This window comes from Streptomyces sp. NPDC028289, from assembly GCF_055565975.1.
Genome location: NZ_JBVHTI010000003.1, coordinates 499,244 through 522,613, shown reverse-complemented (window position 1 = coordinate 522,613; position 23,370 = coordinate 499,244). Strand labels below are relative to the sequence as shown.

The window sequence follows — 23,370 nt, the reverse complement described above, 5'->3', positions numbered from 1 at the left end:
CTGCGCGAGCAACCGCGACGGCGCCGCAGCCGCAAACGGCTACGGGTCGACCGAGATCAACGCCCACACGGTCTTGCCGTGGGCTCCCCTGCTCCACACCCCCCACGCCGCCGCGATCGTCTCCACCAGGTGCAGGCCCCGGCCCGTCTCGTCGTCCTCCCGGACGATGCGCAGCCGGGGCTCCACGCGCCCCTCGTCCGAGACCTCTATCAGGCAGGAGCCGTCGGCCAGGGCGGTCACCGCGACCTCGAACTCCCGCTCCTGCAGGGGGCCGTGGCGGACGACGTTGGTGGCCAGCTCGGAGACGAGGAGCAGGGCGTCGCCGACCGCCGGGGTGTCCGGGCCGTGGCCCCACGCGGCCAGGTGGTCCCGGACCCGGTGCCGGGCCAGGCCGACGGACGCCGGGTGCCGGGGCAGCCGGAAGGCGTAGCGTCTCAGCACGCCCGTCAGATCCAGTTCAGACTCCACAGGCGGAAGACGCCCGTGCTGTCGTTGAGGTACTGGGCTCCCCCCACGTCCTCGCTGCTGAGGACGTAGTCGGTGCGCTGCCACAGCGGAATCAGCGGGACGTCGTTCGCCACGTCCGTCTGGACGGTGCGGAAGTCCTCCTCGGCCCTGCTGCGGTCGGCGTACTGCTGGCTGTTCCGGAGGAGGGCGTCGACGGCCTTGTTGCTGTAACCGGTGCTCATCACGGAGTCGCTGCCGACCAGGGAGGAGCCGAAGGTGTCCGGGTCGGGATAGTCGGCGACCCAGCCGACCGCCCAGGCGTCCATCTTCCCCTCGGCCCACGACTTCTGGAAGTCGGTCCACTCGTAACCCTTGACGTCGACCTTGAACAGGCCGCCCGCCTCCAGCTGCTTCTTCAGCGCGGCGGCCTCCTCGGCGCCCGCGCCGTGGCCGATGCCATAGCCGAAGGTGAACTCGACGGGCGTGCTGACGCCGGCCTCCTCCAGGAGCGCCTTCGCCTTGGCGACGCTCTGGGTCGGGTAGGTGTCGAAGAAGGACGTGGTGTGGCCGGTGAGGCCGCTCGGGATCAGCGAGTAGAGCGGCTGCACGGTGCCGTCGTACACGGAAGAGGCCAGGTCCTCCCGGTTGACCAGCCAGGCGAGGGCCCGGCGGACCAGCACGTCGTTAAGGGGCGACTTCTTGCGGGTGTTCAGGTACAGGTTGCGGGTCTCGGAGCTGTCCGACTCCAGGACGCGCTGGTCGCGGTCGCTCGGCGACAGCTTGGAGACCATGCTGGGCGGCAGCGTCCGGGTCGCCACGTCGACCTGCTTGGCCTTGTACGCGGTCTCGAGCTTGGCCGAGTCGGCGTAGTAGCGCAGCTCGACGGGGCGGCCGGTACCGCTCAGCTCGCCCTTGTAGCTGCCGTAGGGCCGCAGGGTCGCCTGCTTGTCCTTCGTGTACGACGTCAGGGTGTACGGGCCGGTGCCGTCCACCGAGTCGTCGGTGCGCAGCTTGTCCGCCGGGTACTTGTCCTTGTCGACGATCGCGCCGGCGCCGGTGGCCAGCTTGAACGGAAACGTCGCGTCCGCGGACGACAGGTGGAAGGTGACGGCCTTGCCGGAGGCGGTCACCGAGCCGAGCGTCGACAGCAGGGAGGCCGGCCCGACATCCGAGTTGATCTTCTTGACCCGGTCGAAGGAGTACTTCACGTCCTCGGCGGTCATCGCCCGGCCGCTCGGGAAGGTGATCCCGTCACGCACCACACAGCGGTACGTCAGGAGGCCGGAGTCCGTGAACGCGCAGCTCTGGGCGGCGTCCGGCACCGGCTGGACACCGCCGGGCTCGAAGGTGAGCAGCGTCTGGAAGACGTTGTTGAACAACGCCCAGGAACCGGCGTCGTAGGCGCCGGCCGGGTCGAGCGAGGTGACGGCGTCGGTCGTGCCGACGGTGATCGTCTTGTTCTTGTTCTCCTGCGACGGCAGCAGCTGCCAGCCGCCGATTCCCACGACCGCCAGAACGACGAGTGTCACGAGAATCCGCATGCGAACAGATCGCATGGTTGGTGCCCTCCCCAGGACCAGCACGGGTCCGTTCCAGGCCCTACCCAGGCCCTCCACAGATGCCACTCCCCTAAGTGACGCGGCTCACCTAATCACAGGAGTTTCATGTGGGGGAAGAGTGATCTGACTAGATGAGGAAGAACTTACCGATGGCTTGTTTCCGCCGGATTTCACAGCTCTTCCACAGCGTGTGCGCGGCGGTTCGGGTCAGGCCTGTTTCGACGCGAGTTCGATGACCGTGATGTCCGACGGGGCGCCCACCCGGGTCGGGGGACCCCAGGCGCCGGCGCCCCGGGAGACGTACAGCTGGGTGTCGCCGTAACGGTCCAGGCCGGCGACGGTCGGGTTGGCCGCCGCGGCGATGAAGTTGCCGGGCCAGAGCTGGCCGCCGTGGGTGTGGCCGGAGAGCTGGAGGTCGACGTGGTGGCGGACGGCCTCGTGGATCTGGACGGGCTGGTGGGCGAGGAGCACGCAGGCGCGGGCCGGGTCGCGGCCGGCCAGGGCGCGGTCGAAATCAGGACCCTGGCCTGTGCTTTCGCCGGCGATGTCGTTCACTCCGGCGAGGTCGAAGTGGGCGAGTTCGGTACGGGCGTTCTCCAGGGGGTGCAGGCCCAGGGTGCGGACCTCCTCGACCCTCCCCCAGTGCCTTGAGGGCCTGGGGGGACCCCCAGCCGGGCGCCCGAGAAGTACTCGTGGTTGCCGGTGACGAAGTAGCTGCCGTGGCGGGCGGAGAGCTGGGCCAGGGGGGCGGCGGCGGGGCCGAGGTCCTTCACGCTGCCGTCGACGAGGTCGCCGACGACCGCGATCAGGTCGGGCTGGGTGGCGTTGATCGTGTCGACGACCCGCTGCGCGAAGCCGCGGCCGAGGATGGGGCCGAGGTGGATGTCGCTCACCACGGCGATGCGGTAACCGTGGGCGGTGCGGGGGAGTTTGGCGAGGGGGACTGTGACGCGTTTCACGCTTGGGCCGCGGAGGACGCCGTAGGTGCCGAGGCCGACGGTGGCTGCGGCGGCGGTGGCGGCTGCGCCGCCGACGACGCGGGAGACGAAGAGGCGGCGGGTGGGGGCGGCCGTGGGGGGAGCGGGACTTTCGGTGCGGGTGAGTTGTTTCAGGGGTGGTTCGGCCGGTGCGGACAGTGGCGCGTCGTGGGGGCTGGGCGCGCAGTTCCCCGCGCCCCTTTCGGGGCGCTTCGGTTCGGGGCGCTCCGAAGCGGGGCGCTCAGCGTCCGGCGCTTCAAGAGACGGCTCAGTAGAGGCCTCAGCGCCTCCCCCGCCACCACCGCCAGCAGCAGGTACAGGGACAGGACCATCCACAGGAAGCCCGGCCAGGCCAGGGTGCGCTGGAGGGCGAACGGGGCGTGGCCCACCTCCGCGAAGAGGGCCGTGAACATCACCACCGGTCCGGCGACGAACAGCGCCGTGCCCAGTCGGCGCGGCCACCCCCACCCGGTCGTGGTGTCGCGCACCAGGCGGCGCCACAGGTACCCGTACAGGGCCGTCACCACGGCCAGGGCGAGGAGCCCGAAGACGACGATCACCCTGCCCTGCCTCTTCCCTGTCCGGTTTCTATGACGTACGGCGCAGTGCGCGGACTCCGCGCAACCCGATGACCCCGATGACCGTCCCCAATACGAAGGACACGACGGCCAGCGTCAGGTGGATCCAGAAGTACGCCGTGGGATGCCCGTTGTCGAAGGCGAGCCCGCTGCCGTCCTTGACGAGGTTTTTGACGAAAGTGATCCAGATGAACCAGCTCCACACCCCGAACGCGAGCAGGAACCAGGAGACCGGACGGCTGAGCTTCATGGACTCAGTATCGCCGTCCGCTGTCCGGTTCCGATTCCGGGGTGGAGTCGGTGACGGGACTTCGCCCTCGGTGGCAGGTACGTTCTCGTCCGTGCCCGCTCCGAAGCCGAAGGCCAGCCGCGCGTTGCTGGTCGCCTCCGCCGCCCTGCTCTCCCTGTCGTCCACCGCGCCGGCCGCGCTCGCCGCGCCGACCCCGTCCACGACTCCGTCGGCCACTCCCCCGGCGGACATGTCGACGGTGGGCGGTACCCGGCTCGGGCAGCCGGGTACCCAGGTGAACCTGGCCGCCGGGGTGCCGGTGCTGCCGAAGGACATCACGGGGCGGTCCTGGATCGTCTCCGACGCCGAGTCGGGCGAGGTGCTCGCCGCGCACAACGCGCACTGGCGGCTGCCCCCGGCGAGCACCCTGAAGATGCTGTTCGCGGACACCGTGCTGCCCCGGTTCCCGAAGTCGACCCCGCACAAGGTGGCGCCGGCCGACCTCGCGGGCATCGGCGCCGGTTCCAGCATGGTCGGGATAAAGGAGGGCCAGACCTACACGGTCCGCGACCTCTGGCTCGGGGTGTTCCTGCGCTCCGGCAACGACGCCGTGCACGTGCTGTCAGCGATGAACGGCGGGGTCGAGCAGACGGTCAGGGACATGCAGGACCACGCGGACGAGCTGCAGGCGCTGGACACCCACGTGGTGAGTCCGGACGGGTACGACCAGCCGGGGCAGGTGTCGTCGGCGTACGACCTGTCGCTGTTCGCGCGTTCCGGGCTGCAGAAGAAGGACTTCCGGGAGTACTGCTCGACCGTGCGGGCCAGTTTCCCGGGCGACACGACGAAGAACGCGAAGGGCAAGTCGGTCCGAGGGTCCTTCGAGATCCAGAACACCAACCGGCTGCTGAGCGGCGACACCGACGTCCCCGTGTACCAGGGCATCGCGGGGGTGAAGAACGGCAACACCACCAACGCGGGCGCCACCTTCACCGGGGTCGCCGAGCGGAACGGCCGGGTGCTGCTGGTCACCGTGATGAACCCGGAGAAGAAGGAGCACAACGAGGTCTACAAGGAGACGGCCAAGCTGTTCGACTGGGGTTTCCAGGCGGCCGGCAAGGTGACCCCGGTGGGCGAGCTGGTGCCGCCCAGGGGGGCCGTGCCCTCCAGTGCCTCGCCGCAGGCCACCGCCGCCGGGAAGGACGCGGGCACCAGCTCGAAGCCGGTGGCCGCCTCCTCCGCCAACGGCTCGGGCGGGGTCGGGGTGGCGCTGGGGATCGCGGGCGGCGCGGTACTGCTGCTGGTGGGCGCGGCGTTCCTGGTCAACCGCCGTTGGCCGCTGCCGGATCTGGTGCGCCGACGGACTCGTCCCTGAACTCGGCGGTGGTCTCCTCCGCCGTCCAGGCGGCGCAGTACAGGACGATCCTGGCCGTGAAGTTGATCCACAGCAGCAGGGCCACCGGGACGCCGAACGCGCCGTACATGCTCTTTCCGGCGATGCCCTGGATGTAGCCGCTGAGCAGCAGCTTGAGGAGTTCGAAGCCGACCGCGCCGATCAGGGCCGCCACCAGCAGGCGGCGGCGCGGCGGCTCGACGCCGGGCAGCAGGGTGAGGACGTAGAGCAGGAGCAGGAAGTCGGCCACCACGGCGACGAGGAACGCGGCGATGCGCAGGAGCAGGATCCCCCAGCTGTGTTCGGCCATGCCGAGCTGCCGGCCCGTCCAGCCGACCGCCGCCGAGGCGAGCGTGGAGACGGCGAGCGTGACGAGCACGGCGCCGCCGAAGCCGATCAGGATCACGCCGTCCTTGGCCTTGGCGAGGATCGGGTTCTGGTCCTTGTCGGGCAGCTGCCACACCGCGCGCAGGCAGTCCCGCATCTGTCCGACCCAGTTGATGCCGGTGAACAGCAGGACGGCACCGGCGATGAGACCGACGGTGCCGGCGTTCTGGACCAGGGAGTGGATGTCCAGCTGGTCGGAGATGCCGGGCACCTGGTCCGCGATCTTCTTCTGGAGGTCCTGCTGCTGCGACTCGCTCAGCGTGGCGGCCCCGATCGCGGCGCCCACGGTCAGCAGCGGGAAGAGCGAGACGAAGCTGATGAAGGTCATGGCGGCGGCCAGCCGGGACCACTTCACCCGGTCGAGCCGCTCGTACGACCGCCATACGTGCGTCGTCATGAGCCAGCCCACGAGGGGGCCGACGACGGGGAGTTTTCTCAGCCAGTCCATGATCCGACTCTGCCCCCTCCGCGGAACACCAATGTGCGGGTACCCCAGAAGCGCAGCATCGTAGCCAGCGCCATGCCGACGACCGCGCCGGAGACGGTGTCGGCGCGCTGTGAGGTGAGGCCGAGTCCGTAGTGGCTGACGGCGAGGCAGAGCAGCTGGACCAGGGCGCCGGCGAGGTTCACGGCGACGAAGACGGCGTAGGGGCGTACCCCGGTCGCACGCGTGTGGCGGTAGGTGCCGCAGGCGTTGCCGAGGTAGGCGACGGTGCAGCCCGCCACGAAGGACAGGGACTTGGCGGTGAGCGGGTCGAGGGCGGCCGGGCCGCGCAGCCAGCTGAAGAGGCCGAGGTCGGCGGCGTAGGCGAGCAGACCGACGGTCGCGAAGCCGATCAGCTCGCGCGCGGGCGCGGTCACCAGTGGGCCACCGCGAGGCCGTACATCGCGAGCCAGGCCAGGCCGATCAGGGCGAGGGCGCGGTCGCGCAGGACGACGTCCTCGGGTTCGCCGGCGGTGCCGCGGTCGGCGAAGACGGCGTACCGGAGGATCGCCAGGATGAAGGCGACCATGGACAGCTGGCGCCAGGGCAGCAGGCCGGCGGCGGGCCCGTCGCGGCCCTCCAGGGCCCACAGACAGTAGGCGAGGACGGCGACTCCGGCGGCCAGCTGCCAGACGAAGCGGAGGTAGCCGGTGGTGTACTCGGTGAGCAGCGCGCGCGTGGCGCCCGCTTTTCCGGCCATCTGCACGGCCTCGGAGTAGCGCTTGGCCGACACCATGAAGAGCGCGCCGAAGCCGGTGGTGATCAGGAACCAGCGGGACAGCGGGATGCCGAGGGCGACCCCGCCGATCATCGCCCGCATCAGGAAGCCGGTGGTGACCACGACGAGGTCGACGACCAGGACGTGCTTCAGGGCCACGCAGTACGCCAGTTGCATGCCCAGGTAGGCGGTCAGCAGGACGGGGACGAGGGGCGGTGTGAGCCGGGCCGCGAGCAGGGGCGCGAGGACGGCCAGGACGCCGCCGGCGGCGTAGGCGACGGGGACCGGGACCTGCCCGGCGGCGACCGGGCGGCGGCACTTGACGGGGTGGGCGCGGTCGGCCTCGGCGTCCCGGGCGTCGTTGATCAGGTAGACGGCGGCGGCGCAGGCCGTGAAGAGGACGAAGGTCAGGGCGAGGCGGCCGAGCGCGGGCACCGAGAAGAGCCGGCCGGCGGCGGCCGGGGCGGCGACGACGAGGGTGTTCTTGACCCACTGCTTGGGGCGGGTGGTCCGCAGCAGGCCCGTGAGGAGGCCGCCGGGGGTGACACGCGCACGTGCCGGTCCGTGCGCCAGGGAGGGGTGGGCGCGCTGTTCGCGCAGAGTCGTTTCAGCAGCGCTCTTCGCCGGCCCCGTTCCGGCAGCCCGCTCCGCCGGCGTCGGTTCGGCGACCCCCTTCGCGGCGGCGTGCGCGGTCTCAGTCACGGCCGCCTCCGCTCATCCAGCGCGCCCCGGCGCGGGCCGTGAGCGCCCCGAGGGCCGCGCCCGCCGCCACGTCGGACGGGAAGTGCACGCCGACGACCAGCCGGGACAGGCACATGGCGGCCGCGAGAGGCGCGAGGGCGGGCACCCCGAGCGCCCCGAAGGCGACGGCCGCGGCCGCGGCGGAGGTGGCGTGCGAGCTGGGGAAGGAGTGCCGCCCCGCGGTGCGCATCCGGGGCCGGACATGCGCGGGGCGCGCCCGGCGTACGACCCGTTTGACGCCCATGCTGCCGAGGTGCGCGACCGCGACGAGCGCCGTGCCGCGCACCCAGGCGCCGCGCCGCGCGCCGTCCACGGTGGCCCCGGCGAGGCCCGCCGCGAGCCAGAGCGCGCCGTGCTCACCGGCGAGGGAGAGACCGCGCGCGGCCGACGCGACGCGTGGATCGGCGCCGCAGGCGTGCAGTGCGGAGAGGATCCGGTGGTCCATGTCGTCCATTGGACTCACTGTTCACCCTCACCCCACCAAAGCTACGACCATATTGAGCGACATTCGGATAATCACCCGTTTCGGGGAGTCAGGCGATCCCCCGTGGCCAATAGCGCCAATTGCCCATAACGGGCGTTACGGTCGCCGTATGCCTGGAGAGACCGTCCCCGTCACCGGCTGGGGCCGCACCGCCCCCACCGCCGCCCTCCTGATCCGCCCCCGGACCTATCAGGAGGCGGCGGACGCGATTCGGAACTGCGGGTCGCGCGGCGGTATCGCGCGGGGTCTCGGCCGGGCCTACGGCGATGCGGCGCAGAACGCCGGCGGCGCCGTGCTCGACATGACGGGCCTGGACCGCGTCCACGCCATCGACGCGGACGGCGGCACCGTGCTGTGCGACGCCGGGGTCTCGTTGCACCGCCTGATGGAGGTGCTGCTGCCGCTCGGCTGGTTCGTCCCGGTGACCCCGGGGACCCGCCAGGTGACGGTGGGCGGCGCGATCGGCGCCGACATCCACGGCAAGAACCACCATGTCTCGGGATCGTTCTCCCGTCACGTGCTGTCCTTCGAACTCCTCACCGCCGACGGCCAGGTCCGCACGGTGAGCCGCGGCACCCCGCTGTTCGACGCGACGGCCGGCGGCATGGGTCTGACCGGAGTGATCCTCACGGCGACCGTCCGCCTCCTCCCCGTCGAGACGTCGTACATGTCCGTCGACACCGAACGCGCCGCCGACCTCGACGACCTGATGACCCGCCTGACCGGGACCGACCACCGCTACCGCTACTCGGTCGCCTGGATCGACCTGCTCGCGCGCGGGGCGGCGACCGGGCGCGCGGTGCTCACCCGCGGCGACCACGCACCCAGGGAGGCGCTCGCCGGGAACACCCGCGCCGGGCGCGCCCCGCTGGCCTTCCGCCCCCGCGAGCTGCCACCCGCCCCCGCCCACGTCCCCGACGGCCTCCTGGGCCCCGCCACCGTCGGCCTCTTCAACGAGCTCTGGTACCGCAAGGCACCCCGCGCCCGGGTCGGCCAACTCCAGCGCATCTCCTCGTTCTTCCACCCCCTGGACGGCGTCCCGCACTGGAACCGCGTCTACGGCCGGGCCGGCTTCGTCCAGTACCAGTTCGTCGTCGGACACGGCCAGGAGGCCGCCCTGCGCCGGATCGTGGCCCGGATCTCCGAGCGCCGCTGCCCGTCCTTCCTGGCCGTCCTCAAGCGCTTCGGCGAGGCCGACCCCGGCTGGCTCTCCTTCCCCGTGCCCGGCTGGACCCTCGCCCTCGACATCCCCGCCGGGCTGCCCGGCCTCGGCGCCTTCCTCGACGAACTGGACGAGGAGGTCGCCGGCGCCGGCGGCCGCGTCTACCTCGCCAAGGACGCCCGGCTCCGACCCGACCTGCTCGCCGCGATGTACCCACGACTCGCCGAATTCCGTGCCCTGCGCGCGGAGTTGGACCCACGCGGAGTGTTCGTCTCCGACCTGTCCCGCCGCCTCGGTCTCTAGCCCTCCTCCAGCCCTCAGGAGTTGCCGTGAAGGACGCCTTCGGAATGCCCCAGTCCCTGCTCGTCCTCGGCGGTACGTCGGAGATCGCGCTGGCCACCGCGCGCCGGCTGATCGCCCGCCGCACCCGCACGGTCTGGCTGGCCGGCCGCCCCTCCCCCGCCCTCGAACAGGCCGCCGGACAACTGCGCGCCCTCGGCCCCGACGTCCACACCCTCGCCTTCGACGCGCTCGACCCCGAGTCCCACGAGACGGCCCTCGGCAAGGTCTTCGCCAACGGCGACGTCGACGTGGTCCTGCTCGCCTTCGGCATCCTCGGCGACCAGGCGACCGACGAACGCGAACCGGTGAACGCGGTGCGCGTCGCCCAGACCAACTACACGGGCGCCGTCTCGGCGGGCCTGGTCGCCGCACGGGCCCTGCAGAGCCAGGGCCACGGCTCCCTGGTCGTCCTCTCCTCGGTCGCCGGCGAACGCGCCCGCCGCTCCAACTTCATCTACGGCTCCAGCAAGGCGGGCCTGGACGCCTTCACCCAAGGGCTGGGCGACGCGCTGCACGGCACGGGCGTGCACGTGATGGTCGTACGGCCGGGGTTCGTCCGGACGAAGATGACGCGGGGCCTGGACGAGGCACCGCTCGCCACCACCCCGGAGGCGGTGGCGACGGCGATCGAGCTGGGCCTGCGGCGACGGTCGGAGGTGGTGTGGGTGCCGGGAGCGCTGCGCGTGGTGATGTCGGCACTGCGGCATGCGCCGCGGTCGGTGTTCCGGAGGTTGCCGATCTAGTTCCGGCCGGCCGAAGCGCCCCGTAAGGGGCACTGGGGGTGCCCCCGGCCGAAGGCTGGGGGAGGAACTGCGCGACCAGGCCCCACCGGCCCGCGCCCTACCGACTCGCGATACTCCCCCGCTCCGCATGCCCCACCTGAGGTGGAACAACAGAGCCCCCGAAGACGTACTCCCGCAGCTTCCGCCACACCCCGTCCGCGCCCTGCTCGTACAGCGCGAACCCCATGCAGGACCACTCGGCCTCGAAGTCCGCCAACTCGGCGAACGCCAGGTCCATGGCGGCCTCGTCGATCCCATGGGCCACGGTCACGTGCGGGTGGTACGGGAACTGCAGCTCACGGTCGAGCGGCCCGGACGCGTCCCGGACCCGCTGCTGCAGCCACGCGCAGTCGTCCGCGCCCTGCACCACCCGGACGTACACCACCGGCGACAGCGGCCGGAACGTACCGGTCCCGCACAGCCGCATCGGGAACGGCCGGCCCATGGCGGCGACCTCGCCGAGATACGCCTCCACGGCCGGCAACTCGGCGGAGCCGATCTCCGTGGGCGGCAGCAGCGTGACGTGCGTGGGGATGCCGTGGGCCGCGGCGTCGCCGAAGCCCGCGCGCCGCTGCTGGAGCAGGCTGCCGTGAGGCTCCGGGACCGCGATCGACACGCCGATCGTTACGGTCCCCACGTCATCTCCCGTCGGTCGTGGTGGGCGGACGCATGTCGGGTTCGTACCCGGCCGTCCGGCTATCGACTGTACGGCCACGGCCGCCTCCCGGGCAGCCGTGGCCGAAGTGATGTGCAGCGCTTCGCTTCGCCTGGTATGCGACTCAGTGCTTGGCGGGCAGGAAACCGACCCTGTCGTAGGCCTGGGCCAGGGTCTCGGCGGCGACGGCACGCGCCTTCTCGGCCCCCTTGGCGAGGATCGAGTCGAGGGTCTCCGAGTCGTCCAGGTACTGCTGGGTGCGCTCCCGGAACGGGGTGACGAAGTCGACCATGATCTCGGCGAGGTCCGTCTTGAGCGCGCCGTACATCTTGCCCTCGTACTCCTGCTCCAGCTCGGCGATCGACTTGCCGGTCAGGGTGGAGTGGATGGTGAGCAGGTTGGAGACGCCCGGCTTGTGCTCGGCGTCGTAGCGGATCACGGTGTCGGTGTCGGTGACCGCGCTCTTGACCTTCTTCGCGGTCGCCTTCGGGTCGTCGAGGAGGTTGATGAGGCCCTTCGGCGTGGACGCCGACTTGCTCATCTTGATCGCCGGGTCCTGGAGGTCGTAGATCTTCGCCGTCTCCTTGAGGATGTACGGCTTCGGGATGGTGAAGGTCTCGCCGAACCGGCCGTTGAAGCGCTCGGCGAGGTCACGGGTGAGCTCGACGTGCTGGCGCTGGTCCTCGCCGACGGGGACCTCGTTGGCCTGGTAGAGCAGGATGTCGGCGACCTGGAGGATGGGGTACGTGAACAGGCCGACGCTCGCGCGGTCCGTGCCCTGCTTGGCCGCCTTGTCCTTGAACTGGGTCATCCGGCTGGCCTCGCCGAAGCCGGTCAGGCAGTTCATGACCCAGGCGAGCTGGGCGTGCTCCGGGACGTGGCTCTGCACGAAGAGGGTGCAGCGGTCCGGGTCCAGGCCGGCCGCGAGCAGCTGGGCGGCGGCGAGCCGGGTGTTGGCGCGCAGGTCGGCGGGGTCCTGCGGGACCGTGATCGCGTGCAGGTCGACGACCATGTAGAAGGCGTCGTGGGTCTCCTGGAGGGCCACCCACTGGCGGACGGCGCCGAGGTAGTTGCCCAGGTGGAACGAGCCGGCGGTGGGCTGGATGCCGGAGAGCACGCGGGGTCGGTCAGAAGCCATGCTCACCATTCTCTCAGAGGGTGAGGGGGTGGTCGGCCCTTGAGGGGTGGGGTGGTTTCGGGGCGCGGGGGACTGCGGGTCGCATGTGGTTGCCCGCGCAGTTCCTCCCCCAGCCTTCGGCCGGGGGAACCCCCAGCGCCCCTTACGGGGCGCTGCCCCTGACCGGTGTCGATCAGCCGAGGTCGATCTCCGGGTACAGCGGGAAGCCCGCCACCAGGTCGGTCGCGCGCTGGGCGATCTCCGTCGAGACCTTCTCGTCCAGGACGTGGGAGGCCTTCGACGGGGCGCCCGACTTCGTCGTGCCCGGCTCCGTGGCGGTGAGGACACGGTCGATCAGGCCCGCCACCTCGTCCATCTCCGCCGTTCCCAGTCCTCGCGTCGTCAGCGCGGGCGTGCCGATGCGGATGCCGGAGGTGTACCAGGCGCCGTTCGGGTCGGCGGGGATCGCGTTGCGGTTGGTGACGATGCCGGAGTCGAGGAGGGCCGACTCGGCCTGGCGGCCGGTGAGGCCGTACGACGTCTCGACGTCGATCAGGTTGAGGTGGTTGTCGGTGCCGCCGGTGACCAGGGTGGCGCCCCGGCGCATCAGGCCCTCGGCCAGCGCGCGCGAGTTGTCGACGATGCGCTGGGCGTAGTCCTGGAAGGCGGGCTGCCGGGCCTCGGCCAGGGCGACGGCCTTGGCGGCCATGACGTGCGGGAGCGGGCCGCCGAGGACCATCGGGCAGCCGCGGTCGACCTGGTCCTTGAGGGAGTCGTCGCACAGGACCATGCCGCCGCGCGGGCCGCGCAGCGACTTGTGGGTGGTCGTGGTCACGATCTGGGCGTGCGGGACCGGGTCGAAGTCACCGGTCAGGACCTTGCCGGCGACCAGACCGGCGAAGTGCGCCATGTCGACCATGAGGGTCGCGCCGACCTCGTCCGCGATCTCGCGCATGATCCGGAAGTTCACCAGACGGGGGTACGCCGAGTAGCCCGCGACGATGATCAGCGGCTTGAAGTCACGGGCCTGGGCGCGCAGCGCGTCGTAGTCGATCAGGCCGGTGGCCGGGTCGGTGCCGTAGGAGCGTTGGTCGAACATCTTGCCGGAGATGTTCGGGCGGAAGCCGTGGGTGAGGTGGCCGCCGGCGTCCAGGGACATGCCGAGCATCCGCTGGTTGCCGAAGGCCTGGCGCAGCTCGGCCCAGTCGGCCTCGGAGAGGTCGTTGACCTGGCGGGCGCCGGCCTTCTGGAGGAAGGGGACCTCGACGCGGTCGGCGAGGACGGCCCAGAAGGCGACCAGGTTGGCGTCGATGCCGGAGTGCGGCTGAACGTAGGCGTGCCGCGCGCCGAACAGCTCCCGGGCGTGCTCGGCGGCGAGCGCCTCGACGGTGTCGACGTTGCGGCAGCCGGCGTAGAAGCGGCGGCCGATCGTGCCCTCGGCGTACTTGTCGCTGAACCAGTTGCCCATGGCGAGCAGGGTCGCCGGGGAGGCGTAGTTCTCGGAGGCGATCAGCTTGAGCATCTCGCGCTGGTCGGCGACCTCCTGGCCGATGGCGTCGGCGACCCGCGGCTCGACGGCGCGGATCACGTCGAGGGCGGCACGGTAGGCCGTGGACTCGGTGGACAGGGGCGCGGACTTGTCTGACATTCGGGACCTCCGGACATGGCGTTCGGCATTCACGGTTCGGCCCAGGCGCACGGCACTCGGTCACAGCACGAGCCGCTCCCCGATGGTCGGTCCCATCCCAGCGCGCCAGTCACGGCCCGTGGATCACATTACCGGGCACGCCGGGCCCGAGGGCCGTGGCGTCCACCAGTCGGGCAGGGGCGGAAGGTAGGAAAGGGGGCAGTCCTGCCGCGTCCCCTGGAGTCGCCGGGACCACTACGGAAGCCCTCATCGCCGCCGCCGACGCGCACAGCGCGCACAACTACGACCCGCTGCCGGTGGTGATCGCGACGGCCGACGGCGCCTGGATGACGGACGTCGAGGGGCGCCGGTACCTGGACTTCCTGGCCGGCTACTCGGCGCTGAACTTCGGGCACGGCCACCCGCGCCTGGTCGCGGCGGCGAAGGCCCAGCTGGAGCGGGTGACGCTGACGTCGAGGGCGTTCCACCACGACCGGTTCGCCGCGTTCTGCACCGCGCTGGCCGAGCTGTGCGGGATGGAGACGGTGCTGCCGATGAACACCGGCGTGGAGGCGGTGGAGACGGCGGTGAAGACCGCCCGGAAGTGGGGCTACCGGGTCAAGGGCGTGCCGGCCGAGATGGCGAAGGTCGTGGTGGCGGGCGGGAACTTCCACGGCCGTACGACGACCGTGATCAGCTTCTCCACGGATCCGGAGGCACGGGCGGACTACGGGCCGTACACGCCGGGGTTCGAGATCGTGCCGTACGGCGACCTGACGGCCATGCGGGCCGCGGTGACCGAGAACACGGTCGCGGTGCTGCTGGAGCCGATCCAGGGCGAGTCGGGGGTCGTCGTGCCGCCGGAGGGCTACCTGGCCGGGGTGCGGGAGCTGACCCGCGAGCGGGATGTGCTGTTCGTCGCGGACGAGATCCAGTCGGGGCTGGGGCGGACCGGGCGGACGTTCGCGTGTGAGCACGAGGGGGTCGTACCCGATGTGTACGTCCTCGGGAAGGCGCTGGGGGGTGGGGTGCTGCCGGTGTCGGCGGTGGTGGCGAACGCGGAGGTGCTCGGGGTGTTCCGGCCCGGGGAGCACGGGTCCACCTTCGGCGGCAATCCGCTGGCCTGCGCGGTGGCTCTGGAGGTGATCGCGATGCTGCGGACCGGGGAGTTCCAGGAGCGGGCGGCCGAACTGGGGGAACTGCTCCACCGGCGCCTGGCGGAGATGACCGGGAGCGGGCGGGTGACGGCCGTACGAGGGCGGGGGCTGTGGGCGGGGGTGGACGTGGATCCCGCGGTGGGGTCGGGGCGGGCGGTGGCGGAGCGGCTGATGGAGCGGGGGGTGCTGGTGAAGGAGACGCACGGGGTGACGGTGCGGGTGGCGCCGCCGTTGGTGGTGGCGGAGGAGGATCTGGAGTGGGGGATCGAGCAGTTGTGGGGGGTTCTGAGCGCCTGAGACGGGCGCCGAGGGCGATGCGACGCCCGGGGCCCACTTGTCATGTCCAGGTAAGAAAATCATGTGAAGACGCCGGGTTCCTGTCGGCGCACCGCACGCCGCCGGTACCGTCCAGCTGTCCGTAGGTGAACGATCAACTTCGGACTCTACGCGCGCAGAACACGTTCCGCCCCACGGAACCGCCTTTCTCTCTACGCGCGCAGAACGACTCGTGACGCACCACCCGCACCGCCATCCCTCTCGCACCCCCCACCGATGGAGGAATGACAGATGCCCGGCTTCGCCATCCCGCGCCGCAAACTCACCACGGCCCTGGCCGTGCTCGGCCTGCTCACCGCCGGTGCGGCGGTCCAGGCCACCAGTTCCGCGACCCCCGCCCACGCGGCCACCACCTACCGCGTCCTGTTCGACGACGGCCACGCCGAGGAGGCCGGCAACGCGGACTGGATCATCTCCACCAGCAAGCCCGACCCGCTGGCCCAGGACTCCTCCCCGTCCTCCGACAAGGACTGGACCGGTGCGCTGTCGTCATGGGGCATCGCCCTGCAGAAGACCGGCGACTACAGCCTGAAGACCGCGACGAGCGCCCTCACGTACGGGGGTTCGTCGACCACCGACCTGTCGAAGTTCGACGCGCTGGTGCTGCCCGAACCCAACACCAAGTTCAGCACCGCCGAGAAGACGGCGATCATGAACTTCGTGAAGGCGGGCGGCGGCCTGTTCATGATCTCCGACCACACCGGCGCCGACCGCAACAACGACGGCTACGACGCGGTCGAGATCCTCAACGACCTGATGACCAACAACAGCGTCGACTCGACCGACCCGTTCGGGTTCTCGATCGACTCGCTGGACATCGGCTCCGGCTACCCGAAGGCCATCAGCGACAGCAGCAACGCGGTGCTGAACGGCTCCTTCGGCACCGTCACCAAGAGCCTGATCGCCGACGGCACGACGGCCACGCTCAAGCCCTCCGACAACTCCGCCGTCAAGGGCCTTGTGTACCGCAGCGGTTACTCCGGGAACACCGGCGCCTTCTTCGCCACCAGCACCTTCGGCAGCGGCCGGGTCGCGTTCTGGGGCGACAGCTCGCCCATCGACGACGGCACCGGCCAGTCCGGCAACACGCTGTACGACGGCTGGAACGACAGCGGCGCCACCAACGCCGCCCTCGCCCTCAACGCCACCGCCTGGCTCACCGGCGCGAGCTGACGTCCGAGAGGCCCGAGAAGCGGGTCCGGGGTCGCCCCGGACCCGCTTCTTGCTCTCCTCTCGATCACCGCACACTCCCCTCCCCTACAGTCCCTCTGTGCTCTTCGGAATGGTGTGCGCCCTCGCGGCCGCGATCTGCTTCGGTACGGCGACGGTCCTGCAGGCGATGGCCGCGCGGGCGGCCGGTGACGGCGCCGGCGGCGAGGCCGCGCTGCTGCTGCGCGCGGTGCGGCAGTGGCGGTATGTCGTCGGGCTGGGGCTGGACGGGCTCGGGTTCGTGTTCCAGATCCTGGCGCTGCGCTCGCTCCCCATCTACGCGGTGAGCGCGGCCCTGGCGTCGTCGCTCGCGGTGACCGCGGTGGTCGCGGCGCGGCTGCTGCGGGTGCGGTTGAGCGGGGTGGAGTGGACCGCGGTGGGGGTGGTGTGCGCGGGGCTCGCGATGCTGGGGCTGGCGTCGGGGCCGGAAGGGGACCGGGCCGGGTCCATGACGCTGAAGTGGGTGATGCTCGGGACGGCGGTGGGGGTGCTGCTGCTCGGCCTGGCCGGCGGGCGGCTGACCGGGCCGGGGCGGGCGCTGGTCCTAGGCCTCGGGGCGGGGTTCGGGTTCGGCGTGGTGGAGGTGTCGGTGCGGCTGATCGACACGCTGCGGCCGGCCGAGCTGTTCACCAACCCCGCGGCCTACGCCCTGCTGATCGGGGGCGGCGGCGCCTTCATGCTGCTGACCTCGGCGCTGCAACGCGGCTCGGTGACCACGGCGACGGCCGGCATGGTCATCGGGGAGACGATCGGCCCGGCGGCGGTGGGGGTCGTGTGGCTCGGGGACCGCACCCGGGAGGGGCTGACCTGGCTCGCGGTGCTCGGATTCGCGGTGGCCGTGGCGGGGGCGCTGGCCCTGGGCCGGTTCGGGGAGGCACCGGTCACGGCCGAGGAAGCCTGAGGCTCCTGCTCACGGGCACCCGACGTCCGTCGGCCACGTCCGCACGCGCCGAGCCTCCGTCGGTCACCGTCACACGCGCCGGGCATCGGCCGGTCACGCTCACACGCGCCGGGCACCGGTCGGTCACACTCACAGGCGCCGGGCCTCCGTCGCCACGTCCGCACGCGCGGCCCGTCAGTCGGTCGCGGCGTCGCGGGTGCGCTGGTAGTGGCGTCGTGTCTTCATCCGGTTGCCGCACACGGCCATCGAGCACCAGCGGGCCTTGTTGGTCCTGCTGCGGTCGATGAGGAGGAGGGCTTCGTCAAGCCGTTCCGGGACGCCGTGTTCGCCTACACCGGCAACCCGGGGCCGGACACGGAGGCCCCGATGCGCGGCGCGCTGACCCTGGAGAGCACCCGCTGGCAGTACCTCAACGGGGTCGCCGACCCGAGCCCGGTCAGCCCCGACAACTGGGTCCACGACCAGGCGCTGCTGGACCGCCCGGGCAACGCCGAGATCCAGCTCAGGCTCTTCCGCGACTACCCGACCAACGTGGACCTCTACCCGAAGGTCCACCAGTACTTCCGCGACTCGCAGGTCCCGCTGCTGGCGGTCTGGGGCGCGGGCGACGAGATCTTCGGCCCCGCCGGCGCGGAGGCGTTCCGCCGGGACCTGCCCGGCGCCGAGATCCACCTCCTCGACACCGGCCACTTCGCCCTGGAGAGCCACCTCGGCGTCATCACCGAGCGCATCCGCGACTTCCTGGGCCGCACCTTCAACCGACCTGTCGCGCTCACCCCATCGCGGCCGTGATCCCGTCCCACAGCCGGGACCTGGCCTCCAGGGCGACGAGAACGGTCTCGGTGGCCTCCTGCCAGCGGGCGTCGTCGGTGCCGCAGAGGTCGGCGACCATCTGGAGGGCCATGGGGGTGTGCTCCTCGCCGTCGACCTCGATGTGCCGGGCGAGGTAGTCCCGGAAGAGCGGGAAGCGGTCGGTGCCCTCCTCGCCGATGACCTGGTCGAACATGTCCGGGATCAGGTCCTCGCGGGAGAAGGCGAAGGCGGCGGCCCGGCAGTGCAGCGGGCGGTCGGCGATGATGCCGAAGGTGGTGCGCACGAACTCGGCGGCCGGCGCGGGGACCTGGGCCACGCGCAGGGCCGCCGGCACGTCGTGGCCCTCGGCGAGGAGCGCGACGAAGGTGTCGACGGGGGCGGTGTCGGCACCCGCCTCGGCCATGGCGGCGCGGTACAGCTCGAAGTGGCTGGTGAAGCCGTCGTTCAGGGCGTCGCTCTCCTCGACCAGCACGATGTCGTTGACGAGCCTGCGGGCCACCGCGGAGCCGCGGGGCACCCAGGGGACGTCGACGCAGGTCAGCTCCCGCTGGAGCGACTTGAGCAGGGACATGAAGTCCCAGACGGCGAACACGTGGTGGGCCATGAACGTGGCCAGGTGTTCCCGGCCTGATATTCGCCGGTAAAGCGGGTGGGCGGTCACTTCTTTTCGCGCCGGTTCGATCACGGAACGCGCCTGATCGATTGCCTGTCGACCCTCTTCGGTCAAATTCCAGACGTACCTCGACATGGCGGCCTCCTTCGTTCTTGGACCGCGATCGTGCAACTTCCGCGGCCGCCCCGGCAAGCACTTTCCAGAATTACGGGCGGGTTACCGGAAGTACCGGGTAGCAGAACACAGCAAGCACATAGAAAGCGCTATAAAGAGTTACGATCCGGACACGAAAAAACTCGTTTAAACTTTGAACGCGGGTTGTGTCCATTCCGTAAAGAACGCTGTGACCAGTAATCCCGTCACCGTCACCGTGGCCTATCACGTGATGCCGGGTCGCGAGGCCGACTTCCACTCCTGGGGGTGGGCCATGCTGGGCGCGAGCGCCCGCCGGCCGGGGTTCCTCGGCGGTGGTGTCCTAGTCGACCAGGAGACGGAATGGCATGTCGTGTATCGCTTCGCCACCGAGGACTCGGCGCTGGCCTGGGAGAACTCCCCGGACCGCGGCGAGTGGGAGACCCGCGCGGACGGCATCGCCCGGCCCACCGGGCGCCGTAGCGTACGGGGGTCGAAGGAGTGGTTCGACTCGCTGGCCGGGCCGCCGCCCGTGCCGCCGCCGCCCGTTCCTCCGGCGAAATGGAAACTGTGGTTCATCAACATGAGCGCGGTGTTTCCGCCGGTCCTGCTCTTCAACATCATCGTGATCCCCCATCTCGGCGGGCTCAATCCGCTCATTCGCACTCTGGTGCTCTGCCTCTGCGTGACAGCGCTTGTCACGTGGATTCTCATGCCGCGACTTCAGCGTTTCTTCAAGAAATGGCTGTATCCCCCGCTCCAGGCGCTGCGCGGGCGGCACAAACGACGGGCCGCATAGGCCCGGGAACGACCCGAGGGAGGTGGGCGGGTGAAGACCCTGCTCATCGACAATTACGACTCGTACACCTACAACCTGTTCCAGTTGATCGCCGAGGTCAACGGCGAGGAACCGGTGGTGATCCGCAATGACGAGCCGGCGCCGCCCGCTCTCGCGGAGTTCGACAACGTGGTGGTGTCTCCGGGGCCCGGCCATCCGGGCGACGGCCGTGACTTCGGCATCAGCGCCCGGATGATCGCCGAGACCACCGTCCCCGTGCTCGGGGTGTGCCTGGGGCACCAGGGCATCGCGCTCGGGGAGCGGGCCCGGGTGGCACCCGCCCCGCAGCCGCGGCACGGGCACCTGACCCGGGTGCGGCACGACGGGCGGGACCTCTTCGAGGGGCTGCCCCAGGGCTTCACCGCCGTCCGCTACCACTCCCTCGCGGTACACGAGCCACTGCCCGCCACGCTGGAGGCCACCGCCTGGTCCGAGGACGGCGTCCTGATGGGGCTGCGCCACCGCGAACGGCCGCTGTGGGGCGTGCAGTTCCACCCCGAGTCGGTGCTCACCGAGTACGGCCACCGCATGCTGGTGAACTTCCGCAACCTCACCGCCCGCCGGGCCCGCAGAGCGCGGACCAAGAACACCGCCGTCCCACCGGCCGAGGCGGCGCTCCCCCGGCCGAGGATCCCGAGCGCGGCCGTCCCCCGCCCCCGCCACCACGCCGAAGCGCCCGCGTACCGCCTGCACACCCGGCAGATCGCCGGCGCCGTCGACACGGAGGCCGCCTTCACCCGCCTCTTCGCCGCCTCGTCCCGCGCGTTCTGGCTGGACAGCTCGCTCGTCGAGGAGGGCCGCTCGCGCTTCTCCTTCCTGGGCGACGACAGCGGTCCGCTCGCCGAGTTCGTGCGGTACGACGTCACGGCCGGCCGGTGTGCGGTCGAGCGGGCCGGACGGCCGCCGCGCAAGGTGTCCGCGAGCGTCTTCGACTATCTGAAGAGGCAGTTGAGCAGCCGCCGGGTGGACGCCGACGGGCTGCCCTTCGACTTCACCGGCGGCTATGTCGGCTACTTCGGCTACGAGACGAAGGCCGACTGCGGCTCCCCGAACCGGCACCGGGCCGACACCCCGGACGCCTGCTGGCTGTTCGCGGACCGGCTGATCGCCGTGGACCACGAGGAGGACGTCACCTACGCGGTCTGCCTGGCGGAGAACTCCCCGCAGGCCGCGCGGGCCGCCGAGGAGTGGCTGACGGACACGCTGGCCCAGCTCAGCTTCCTGGCCCCGGCCGCACCCCCGTCCGCCCCGCCCGCCGCCGCGGAGCCGGACCTGGCGGCCGCCGAGCCCTGGCTGGTGCGCGACCGGGCCGCCTACCTCGCCGACATCGAGGCCTGCCGGCGGGAGTTGCGGGCCGGCACCAGCTACGAGGTCTGCCTGACCGACGCGGCCCGGCTGCCCGCCCCGCCCGACCCGTACGCCTTCTACCGGGAGCTGCGCCGCGTCAACCCGGCGCCGTACGCGGCCTTCCTGCGCTTCGGCGACCTGGACGTGGCGGGTTCCTCGCCGGAGCGGTTCCTGCGGATCACCCGGGACGGGGTGGCCGAGGCGAGGCCCATCAAGGGGACCGCGCCGCGCGGGGCGACCCCGTTCGAGGACGCGCGGCTGCGGGACGCGCTGGCGGCGGACGCCAAGACCCGCGCCGAGAACCTGATGATCGTCGACCTGCTCCGCAACGACCTGGGCCGGGTCTGCCGTACCGGAACCGTGCGGGTCCCCCGCCTCATGGCCACCGAGTCGTACGCGACCGTGCACCAGCTGGTCTCCACCGTGACCGGACGGCTGCGGGCCGGGACGGACGCCGTGGACTGCGTACGTGCCTGCTTCCCGGGCGGGTCGATGACCGGCGCCCCGAAGCTGCGCACGATGGAGATCATCGACGGTCTGGAGACCGAGGCGCGGGGCGTGTACTCGGGGGCGCTCGGCTACCTCGGGTGCAGCGGCGGCGCGGACCTGAACATCGTCATCCGTACGGCCGTGATGGCGGGCGGCCGGATGCAGCTGGGCGCGGGCGGGGCGATCGTCCTGGACTCCGACCCGGCCGCCGAGTACGACGAGATGCTGCTGAAGACGGCCGCGCAGATGCGGGCGCTGCGGGAGCACACGCCGTCGGCCGCGGCGGACGCCGTCGAGGAGGCCGCCCGATGACCCAGGCCCCCGCCCCCGCCCCCGCCCGCACCGGCACCGGCACCGGCAACCTCGCCGCCCGTCTCGCCGAACTCGCAGAACGGCACGGCTGGCGCGACCGTCCCGCCTTCCACCAGGGCCATCGCGCCTGGACCCACGGCGAGGTGCACGACCTCGGGGCGCGGGCCGCGACCGTGCTCGCCGCCCAGGGTGTGTCCCCCGGCGACCGGGTGGTGCTCGCGCTGCCGGACTCGATCGCCTGGGTGGTGACCTTTCTCGCGGTCGCCCGGCTCGGCGCCGTGGCCGTCCTGGTCAACCCCGAACTGCCCGCCGCCGACCACGCGTTCATGGCCGCCGACACGGAGGCGGTGCTGTGCCTGACGGGACCGGGCCTGGAGGACCGCTTCCCCGGGCGGGCCCGCCTCGGCGCCGACCAGCTCCTCGCCCTCGCCCCGGCCGCCGAACCCGCCGCCGCCCGGCCGGCCGACGCGGACGGCCCGCTGTACGTGCAGTACACGTCCGGGACGACGGGCAGGCCCAAGGGTGTCGTCCACACCCACGCCCACCCGGCCGCGTACCACGACCTCATCGGACGGCGGCTGCTCGGCATCACCGCGGACGACGTCACCCTGTCCGTCTCCAAGCTGTACTTCGCCTACGGCTTCGGGAACGCCTTCGTCTTCCCGCTCTTCTCGGGGTCGAGTGCGGTCCTGGTGGACCGGCGCCCGAACCCGGCCGCCGTCGACGAGCTGATCGCCCGGCACCGGGTGACCCTGCTCTACTCGGTCCCGTCCGCCTACGCGGCGCTGGTCGCCGACCGGGGCACCGGGCACGAGGCGTGCTTCGCCTCGGTACGGGCCGCCGTGTCGGCCGGCGAGGGGCTGCCGGACGGGCTGGGCGACCGGGTCACGGAGCTGCTGGGCGCCCCGGTCCTGGAGCAGATCGGCTCCACCGAGGCCGGGCACGCCTTCTGCGCCAACAGCCTCGGCCACCACCACCCCGGCACCGTCGGCCGTCCCGTCCCCGGCTTCGAGGTGGAGTTGCGCGACCGCGACGGGCGCCCGGTGCCGGACGGCCACGAGGGCGAGCTGTGGGTACGCGGCCCCACGCTGACGCCCGGCTACCTCAACCGGCCCGAGGAGACCGCGCGGACCCTGGTCGGCGGCTGGCTGGCCACCCACGACCGGGCGGTCCGCGAACCGGACGGCGCCTACCGGCATCTGGGCCGCACCGACGACATGGAGATGGTCGGCGGGATCACCGTCTCCCCGCTGGAGGTGGAGGCCGTGCTGCGCGCCCATCCGGCGGTCCGGGAGGTCGCGGTGGCCGCGGTCCCGGACGGGACGGGTGCCGGACGCCTGCGTGCCTTCGTCGTCCCCGCCACCACCCCCGCGCCGGAGGGGCTCCAGGAGGAGCTGCTGCGGCTGGCCCGGGAGCGGCTCGCGGCCTTCAAGGTCCCGCGCAGCGTCAGCCTCCTCCCCGCGCTGCCCCGCACCCCCACCGGGAAACTCCGCCGCCATCTGGTCCGCCGGGGCGCCTGGTGACCCCGGCCCCGACCGACC

At 71.7% G+C, this 23,370-nt stretch carries 19 protein-coding genes, 4 pseudogenes and 1 riboswitch; of the genes and pseudogenes, 10 read left to right on the top strand and 13 right to left on the bottom strand.

Going from position 1 to position 23,370, the window contains the following annotated elements; translation table 11 throughout:
- Positions 1-39: 39 nt before the first annotated feature.
- The 4 genes and pseudogenes from ACZ4UV_RS16550 to ACZ4UV_RS16535 form a co-directional block, all read right to left on the bottom strand.
- A complete protein-coding gene (locus tag ACZ4UV_RS16550) occupies positions 40-441 on the bottom strand; it encodes an ATP-binding protein (RefSeq protein WP_467838550.1) in 402 nt (133 codons plus the stop codon).
- Positions 442-446: 5 nt separating this feature from the next.
- A complete protein-coding gene (locus tag ACZ4UV_RS16545; RefSeq protein WP_467838547.1) occupies positions 447-2,003 on the bottom strand; it encodes an ABC transporter substrate-binding protein in 1,557 nt (518 codons plus the stop codon).
- A gap of 210 nt (positions 2,004-2,213) precedes the next feature.
- Positions 2,214-3,543 (bottom strand): annotated as a pseudogene (locus ACZ4UV_RS16540) (metallophosphoesterase).
- A gap of 28 nt (positions 3,544-3,571) precedes the next feature.
- Positions 3,572-3,811 carry an SCO4848 family membrane protein gene (locus ACZ4UV_RS16535; RefSeq protein WP_093508084.1) on the bottom strand — a complete coding sequence of 80 codons (240 nt, stop codon included), beginning with the start codon at positions 3,809-3,811 and terminating at the stop codon, positions 3,572-3,574.
- 91 nt (positions 3,812-3,902) lie between these two features.
- Here ACZ4UV_RS16535 and ACZ4UV_RS16530 point away from each other — a divergent pair, with 91 nt between their 5' ends.
- Positions 3,903-5,165, top strand: a complete 1,263-nt coding sequence (locus ACZ4UV_RS16530) for a D-alanyl-D-alanine carboxypeptidase family protein (protein WP_467838544.1) — start codon at positions 3,903-3,905, stop codon at positions 5,163-5,165.
- Here ACZ4UV_RS16530 and ACZ4UV_RS16525 read toward each other — a convergent pair.
- The 4 genes from ACZ4UV_RS16525 to ACZ4UV_RS16510 form a co-directional block, all read right to left on the bottom strand.
- The gene (locus tag ACZ4UV_RS16525; protein WP_451022747.1) at positions 5,113-6,018 is read right to left on the bottom strand and encodes a YihY/virulence factor BrkB family protein; all 906 of its coding nucleotides are present in this window, start codon (positions 6,016-6,018) and stop codon (positions 5,113-5,115) included. The genes ACZ4UV_RS16530 and ACZ4UV_RS16525 overlap by 53 nt on opposite strands.
- Complete coding sequence (locus ACZ4UV_RS16520; protein ID WP_390044240.1) at positions 6,006-6,431, bottom strand: GtrA family protein; 426 nt, start codon at positions 6,429-6,431, stop codon at positions 6,006-6,008. The genes ACZ4UV_RS16525 and ACZ4UV_RS16520 overlap by 13 nt, the downstream gene beginning before the upstream one ends.
- A complete protein-coding gene (locus ACZ4UV_RS16515) occupies positions 6,428-7,345 on the bottom strand; it encodes a decaprenyl-phosphate phosphoribosyltransferase (protein WP_451022749.1) in 918 nt (305 codons plus the stop codon). The genes ACZ4UV_RS16520 and ACZ4UV_RS16515 overlap by 4 nt, the downstream gene beginning before the upstream one ends.
- A 121-nt stretch (positions 7,346-7,466) precedes the next feature.
- Positions 7,467-7,967, bottom strand: coding sequence for a phosphatase PAP2 family protein (locus ACZ4UV_RS16510; RefSeq protein WP_451022746.1), 501 nt, complete (start codon positions 7,965-7,967; stop codon positions 7,467-7,469).
- Positions 7,968-8,106: 139 nt separating this feature from the next.
- Between ACZ4UV_RS16510 and ACZ4UV_RS16505 the strand changes: the two genes are divergently transcribed.
- Positions 8,107-9,462, top strand: coding sequence for an FAD-binding protein (locus ACZ4UV_RS16505; RefSeq protein ID WP_467838539.1), 1,356 nt, complete (start codon positions 8,107-8,109; stop codon positions 9,460-9,462).
- Between the two features lie 26 nt (positions 9,463-9,488).
- Complete coding sequence (locus ACZ4UV_RS16500; protein WP_390044236.1) at positions 9,489-10,244, top strand: decaprenylphospho-beta-D-erythro-pentofuranosid-2-ulose 2-reductase; 756 nt, start codon at positions 9,489-9,491, stop codon at positions 10,242-10,244.
- Between the two features lie 97 nt (positions 10,245-10,341).
- On the opposite strand, the gene ACZ4UV_RS16495 is transcribed toward ACZ4UV_RS16500, so the two are convergent.
- The 3 genes from ACZ4UV_RS16495 to ACZ4UV_RS16485 form a co-directional block, all read right to left on the bottom strand.
- The gene (locus ACZ4UV_RS16495) at positions 10,342-10,920 is read right to left on the bottom strand and encodes a 2'-5' RNA ligase family protein (RefSeq protein WP_390044234.1); all 579 of its coding nucleotides are present in this window, start codon (positions 10,918-10,920) and stop codon (positions 10,342-10,344) included.
- A gap of 142 nt (positions 10,921-11,062) precedes the next feature.
- Positions 11,063-12,076 (bottom strand): tryptophan--tRNA ligase, encoded by a 1,014-nt coding sequence (gene trpS / locus ACZ4UV_RS16490; protein WP_390044233.1) that lies wholly within the window; start codon positions 12,074-12,076, stop codon positions 11,063-11,065.
- A 172-nt stretch (positions 12,077-12,248) separates the two neighbouring features.
- Entirely contained in the window at positions 12,249-13,703 is a 1,455-nt protein-coding gene (locus tag ACZ4UV_RS16485) for a glycine hydroxymethyltransferase (RefSeq protein ID WP_390044231.1), read from the bottom strand.
- 32 nt (positions 13,704-13,735) lie between these two features.
- A riboswitch (ZMP/ZTP riboswitch) is annotated at positions 13,736-13,826 on the bottom strand.
- Positions 13,827-13,951: 125 nt separating this feature from the next.
- Between ACZ4UV_RS16485 and rocD the strand changes: the two genes are divergently transcribed.
- The 3 genes and pseudogenes from rocD to ACZ4UV_RS16470 all read left to right on the top strand — a co-directional run bounded on the left by rocD (position 13,952) and on the right by ACZ4UV_RS16470 (position 17,285).
- The gene (rocD, locus tag ACZ4UV_RS16480) at positions 13,952-15,136 is read left to right on the top strand and encodes an ornithine--oxo-acid transaminase (RefSeq protein WP_467839380.1); all 1,185 of its coding nucleotides are present in this window, start codon (positions 13,952-13,954) and stop codon (positions 15,134-15,136) included.
- A gap of 270 nt (positions 15,137-15,406) precedes the next feature.
- Positions 15,407-16,345: pseudogene (locus ACZ4UV_RS16475) on the top strand (hydrolase); the annotation flags it as partial.
- Between the two features lie 112 nt (positions 16,346-16,457).
- The gene (locus ACZ4UV_RS16470; protein WP_451021645.1) at positions 16,458-17,285 is read left to right on the top strand and encodes a DMT family transporter; all 828 of its coding nucleotides are present in this window, start codon (positions 16,458-16,460) and stop codon (positions 17,283-17,285) included.
- A 174-nt stretch (positions 17,286-17,459) separates the two neighbouring features.
- On the opposite strand, the pseudogene ACZ4UV_RS16465 reads toward ACZ4UV_RS16470, so the two are convergent.
- A pseudogene (locus ACZ4UV_RS16465) lies at positions 17,460-17,579 on the bottom strand (CGNR zinc finger domain-containing protein); the annotation flags it as partial.
- Here ACZ4UV_RS16465 and ACZ4UV_RS16460 point away from each other — a divergent pair.
- Positions 17,574-18,077 (top strand): annotated as a pseudogene (locus ACZ4UV_RS16460) (alpha/beta fold hydrolase); the annotation flags it as partial. The pseudogenes ACZ4UV_RS16465 and ACZ4UV_RS16460 sit on opposite strands and share 6 nt — an antisense overlap.
- On the opposite strand, the gene ACZ4UV_RS16455 reads toward ACZ4UV_RS16460, so the two are convergent.
- Positions 18,058-18,783 carry a DUF3050 domain-containing protein gene (locus tag ACZ4UV_RS16455; RefSeq protein ID WP_390044210.1) on the bottom strand — a complete coding sequence of 242 codons (726 nt, stop codon included), beginning with the start codon at positions 18,781-18,783 and terminating at the stop codon, positions 18,058-18,060. The pseudogene ACZ4UV_RS16460 and the gene ACZ4UV_RS16455 sit on opposite strands and share 20 nt — an antisense overlap.
- Positions 18,784-19,054: 271 nt before the next feature.
- Between ACZ4UV_RS16455 and ACZ4UV_RS16450 the strand changes: the two genes are divergently transcribed.
- The 3 genes from ACZ4UV_RS16450 to ACZ4UV_RS16440 are packed head-to-tail and all read left to right on the top strand — an operon-like array spanning position 19,055 to position 23,352.
- A complete protein-coding gene (locus tag ACZ4UV_RS16450; RefSeq protein ID WP_351500245.1) occupies positions 19,055-19,642 on the top strand; it encodes an antibiotic biosynthesis monooxygenase in 588 nt (195 codons plus the stop codon).
- A 30-nt stretch (positions 19,643-19,672) separates the two neighbouring features.
- Entirely contained in the window at positions 19,673-21,829 is a 2,157-nt protein-coding gene (gene pabB / locus ACZ4UV_RS16445; RefSeq protein ID WP_467838533.1) for an aminodeoxychorismate synthase component I, read from the top strand.
- A complete protein-coding gene (locus ACZ4UV_RS16440) occupies positions 21,826-23,352 on the top strand; it encodes a benzoate-CoA ligase family protein (RefSeq protein WP_467838531.1) in 1,527 nt (508 codons plus the stop codon). The genes pabB and ACZ4UV_RS16440 overlap by 4 nt, the downstream gene beginning before the upstream one ends.
- Positions 23,353-23,370: the final 18 nt, after the last annotated feature.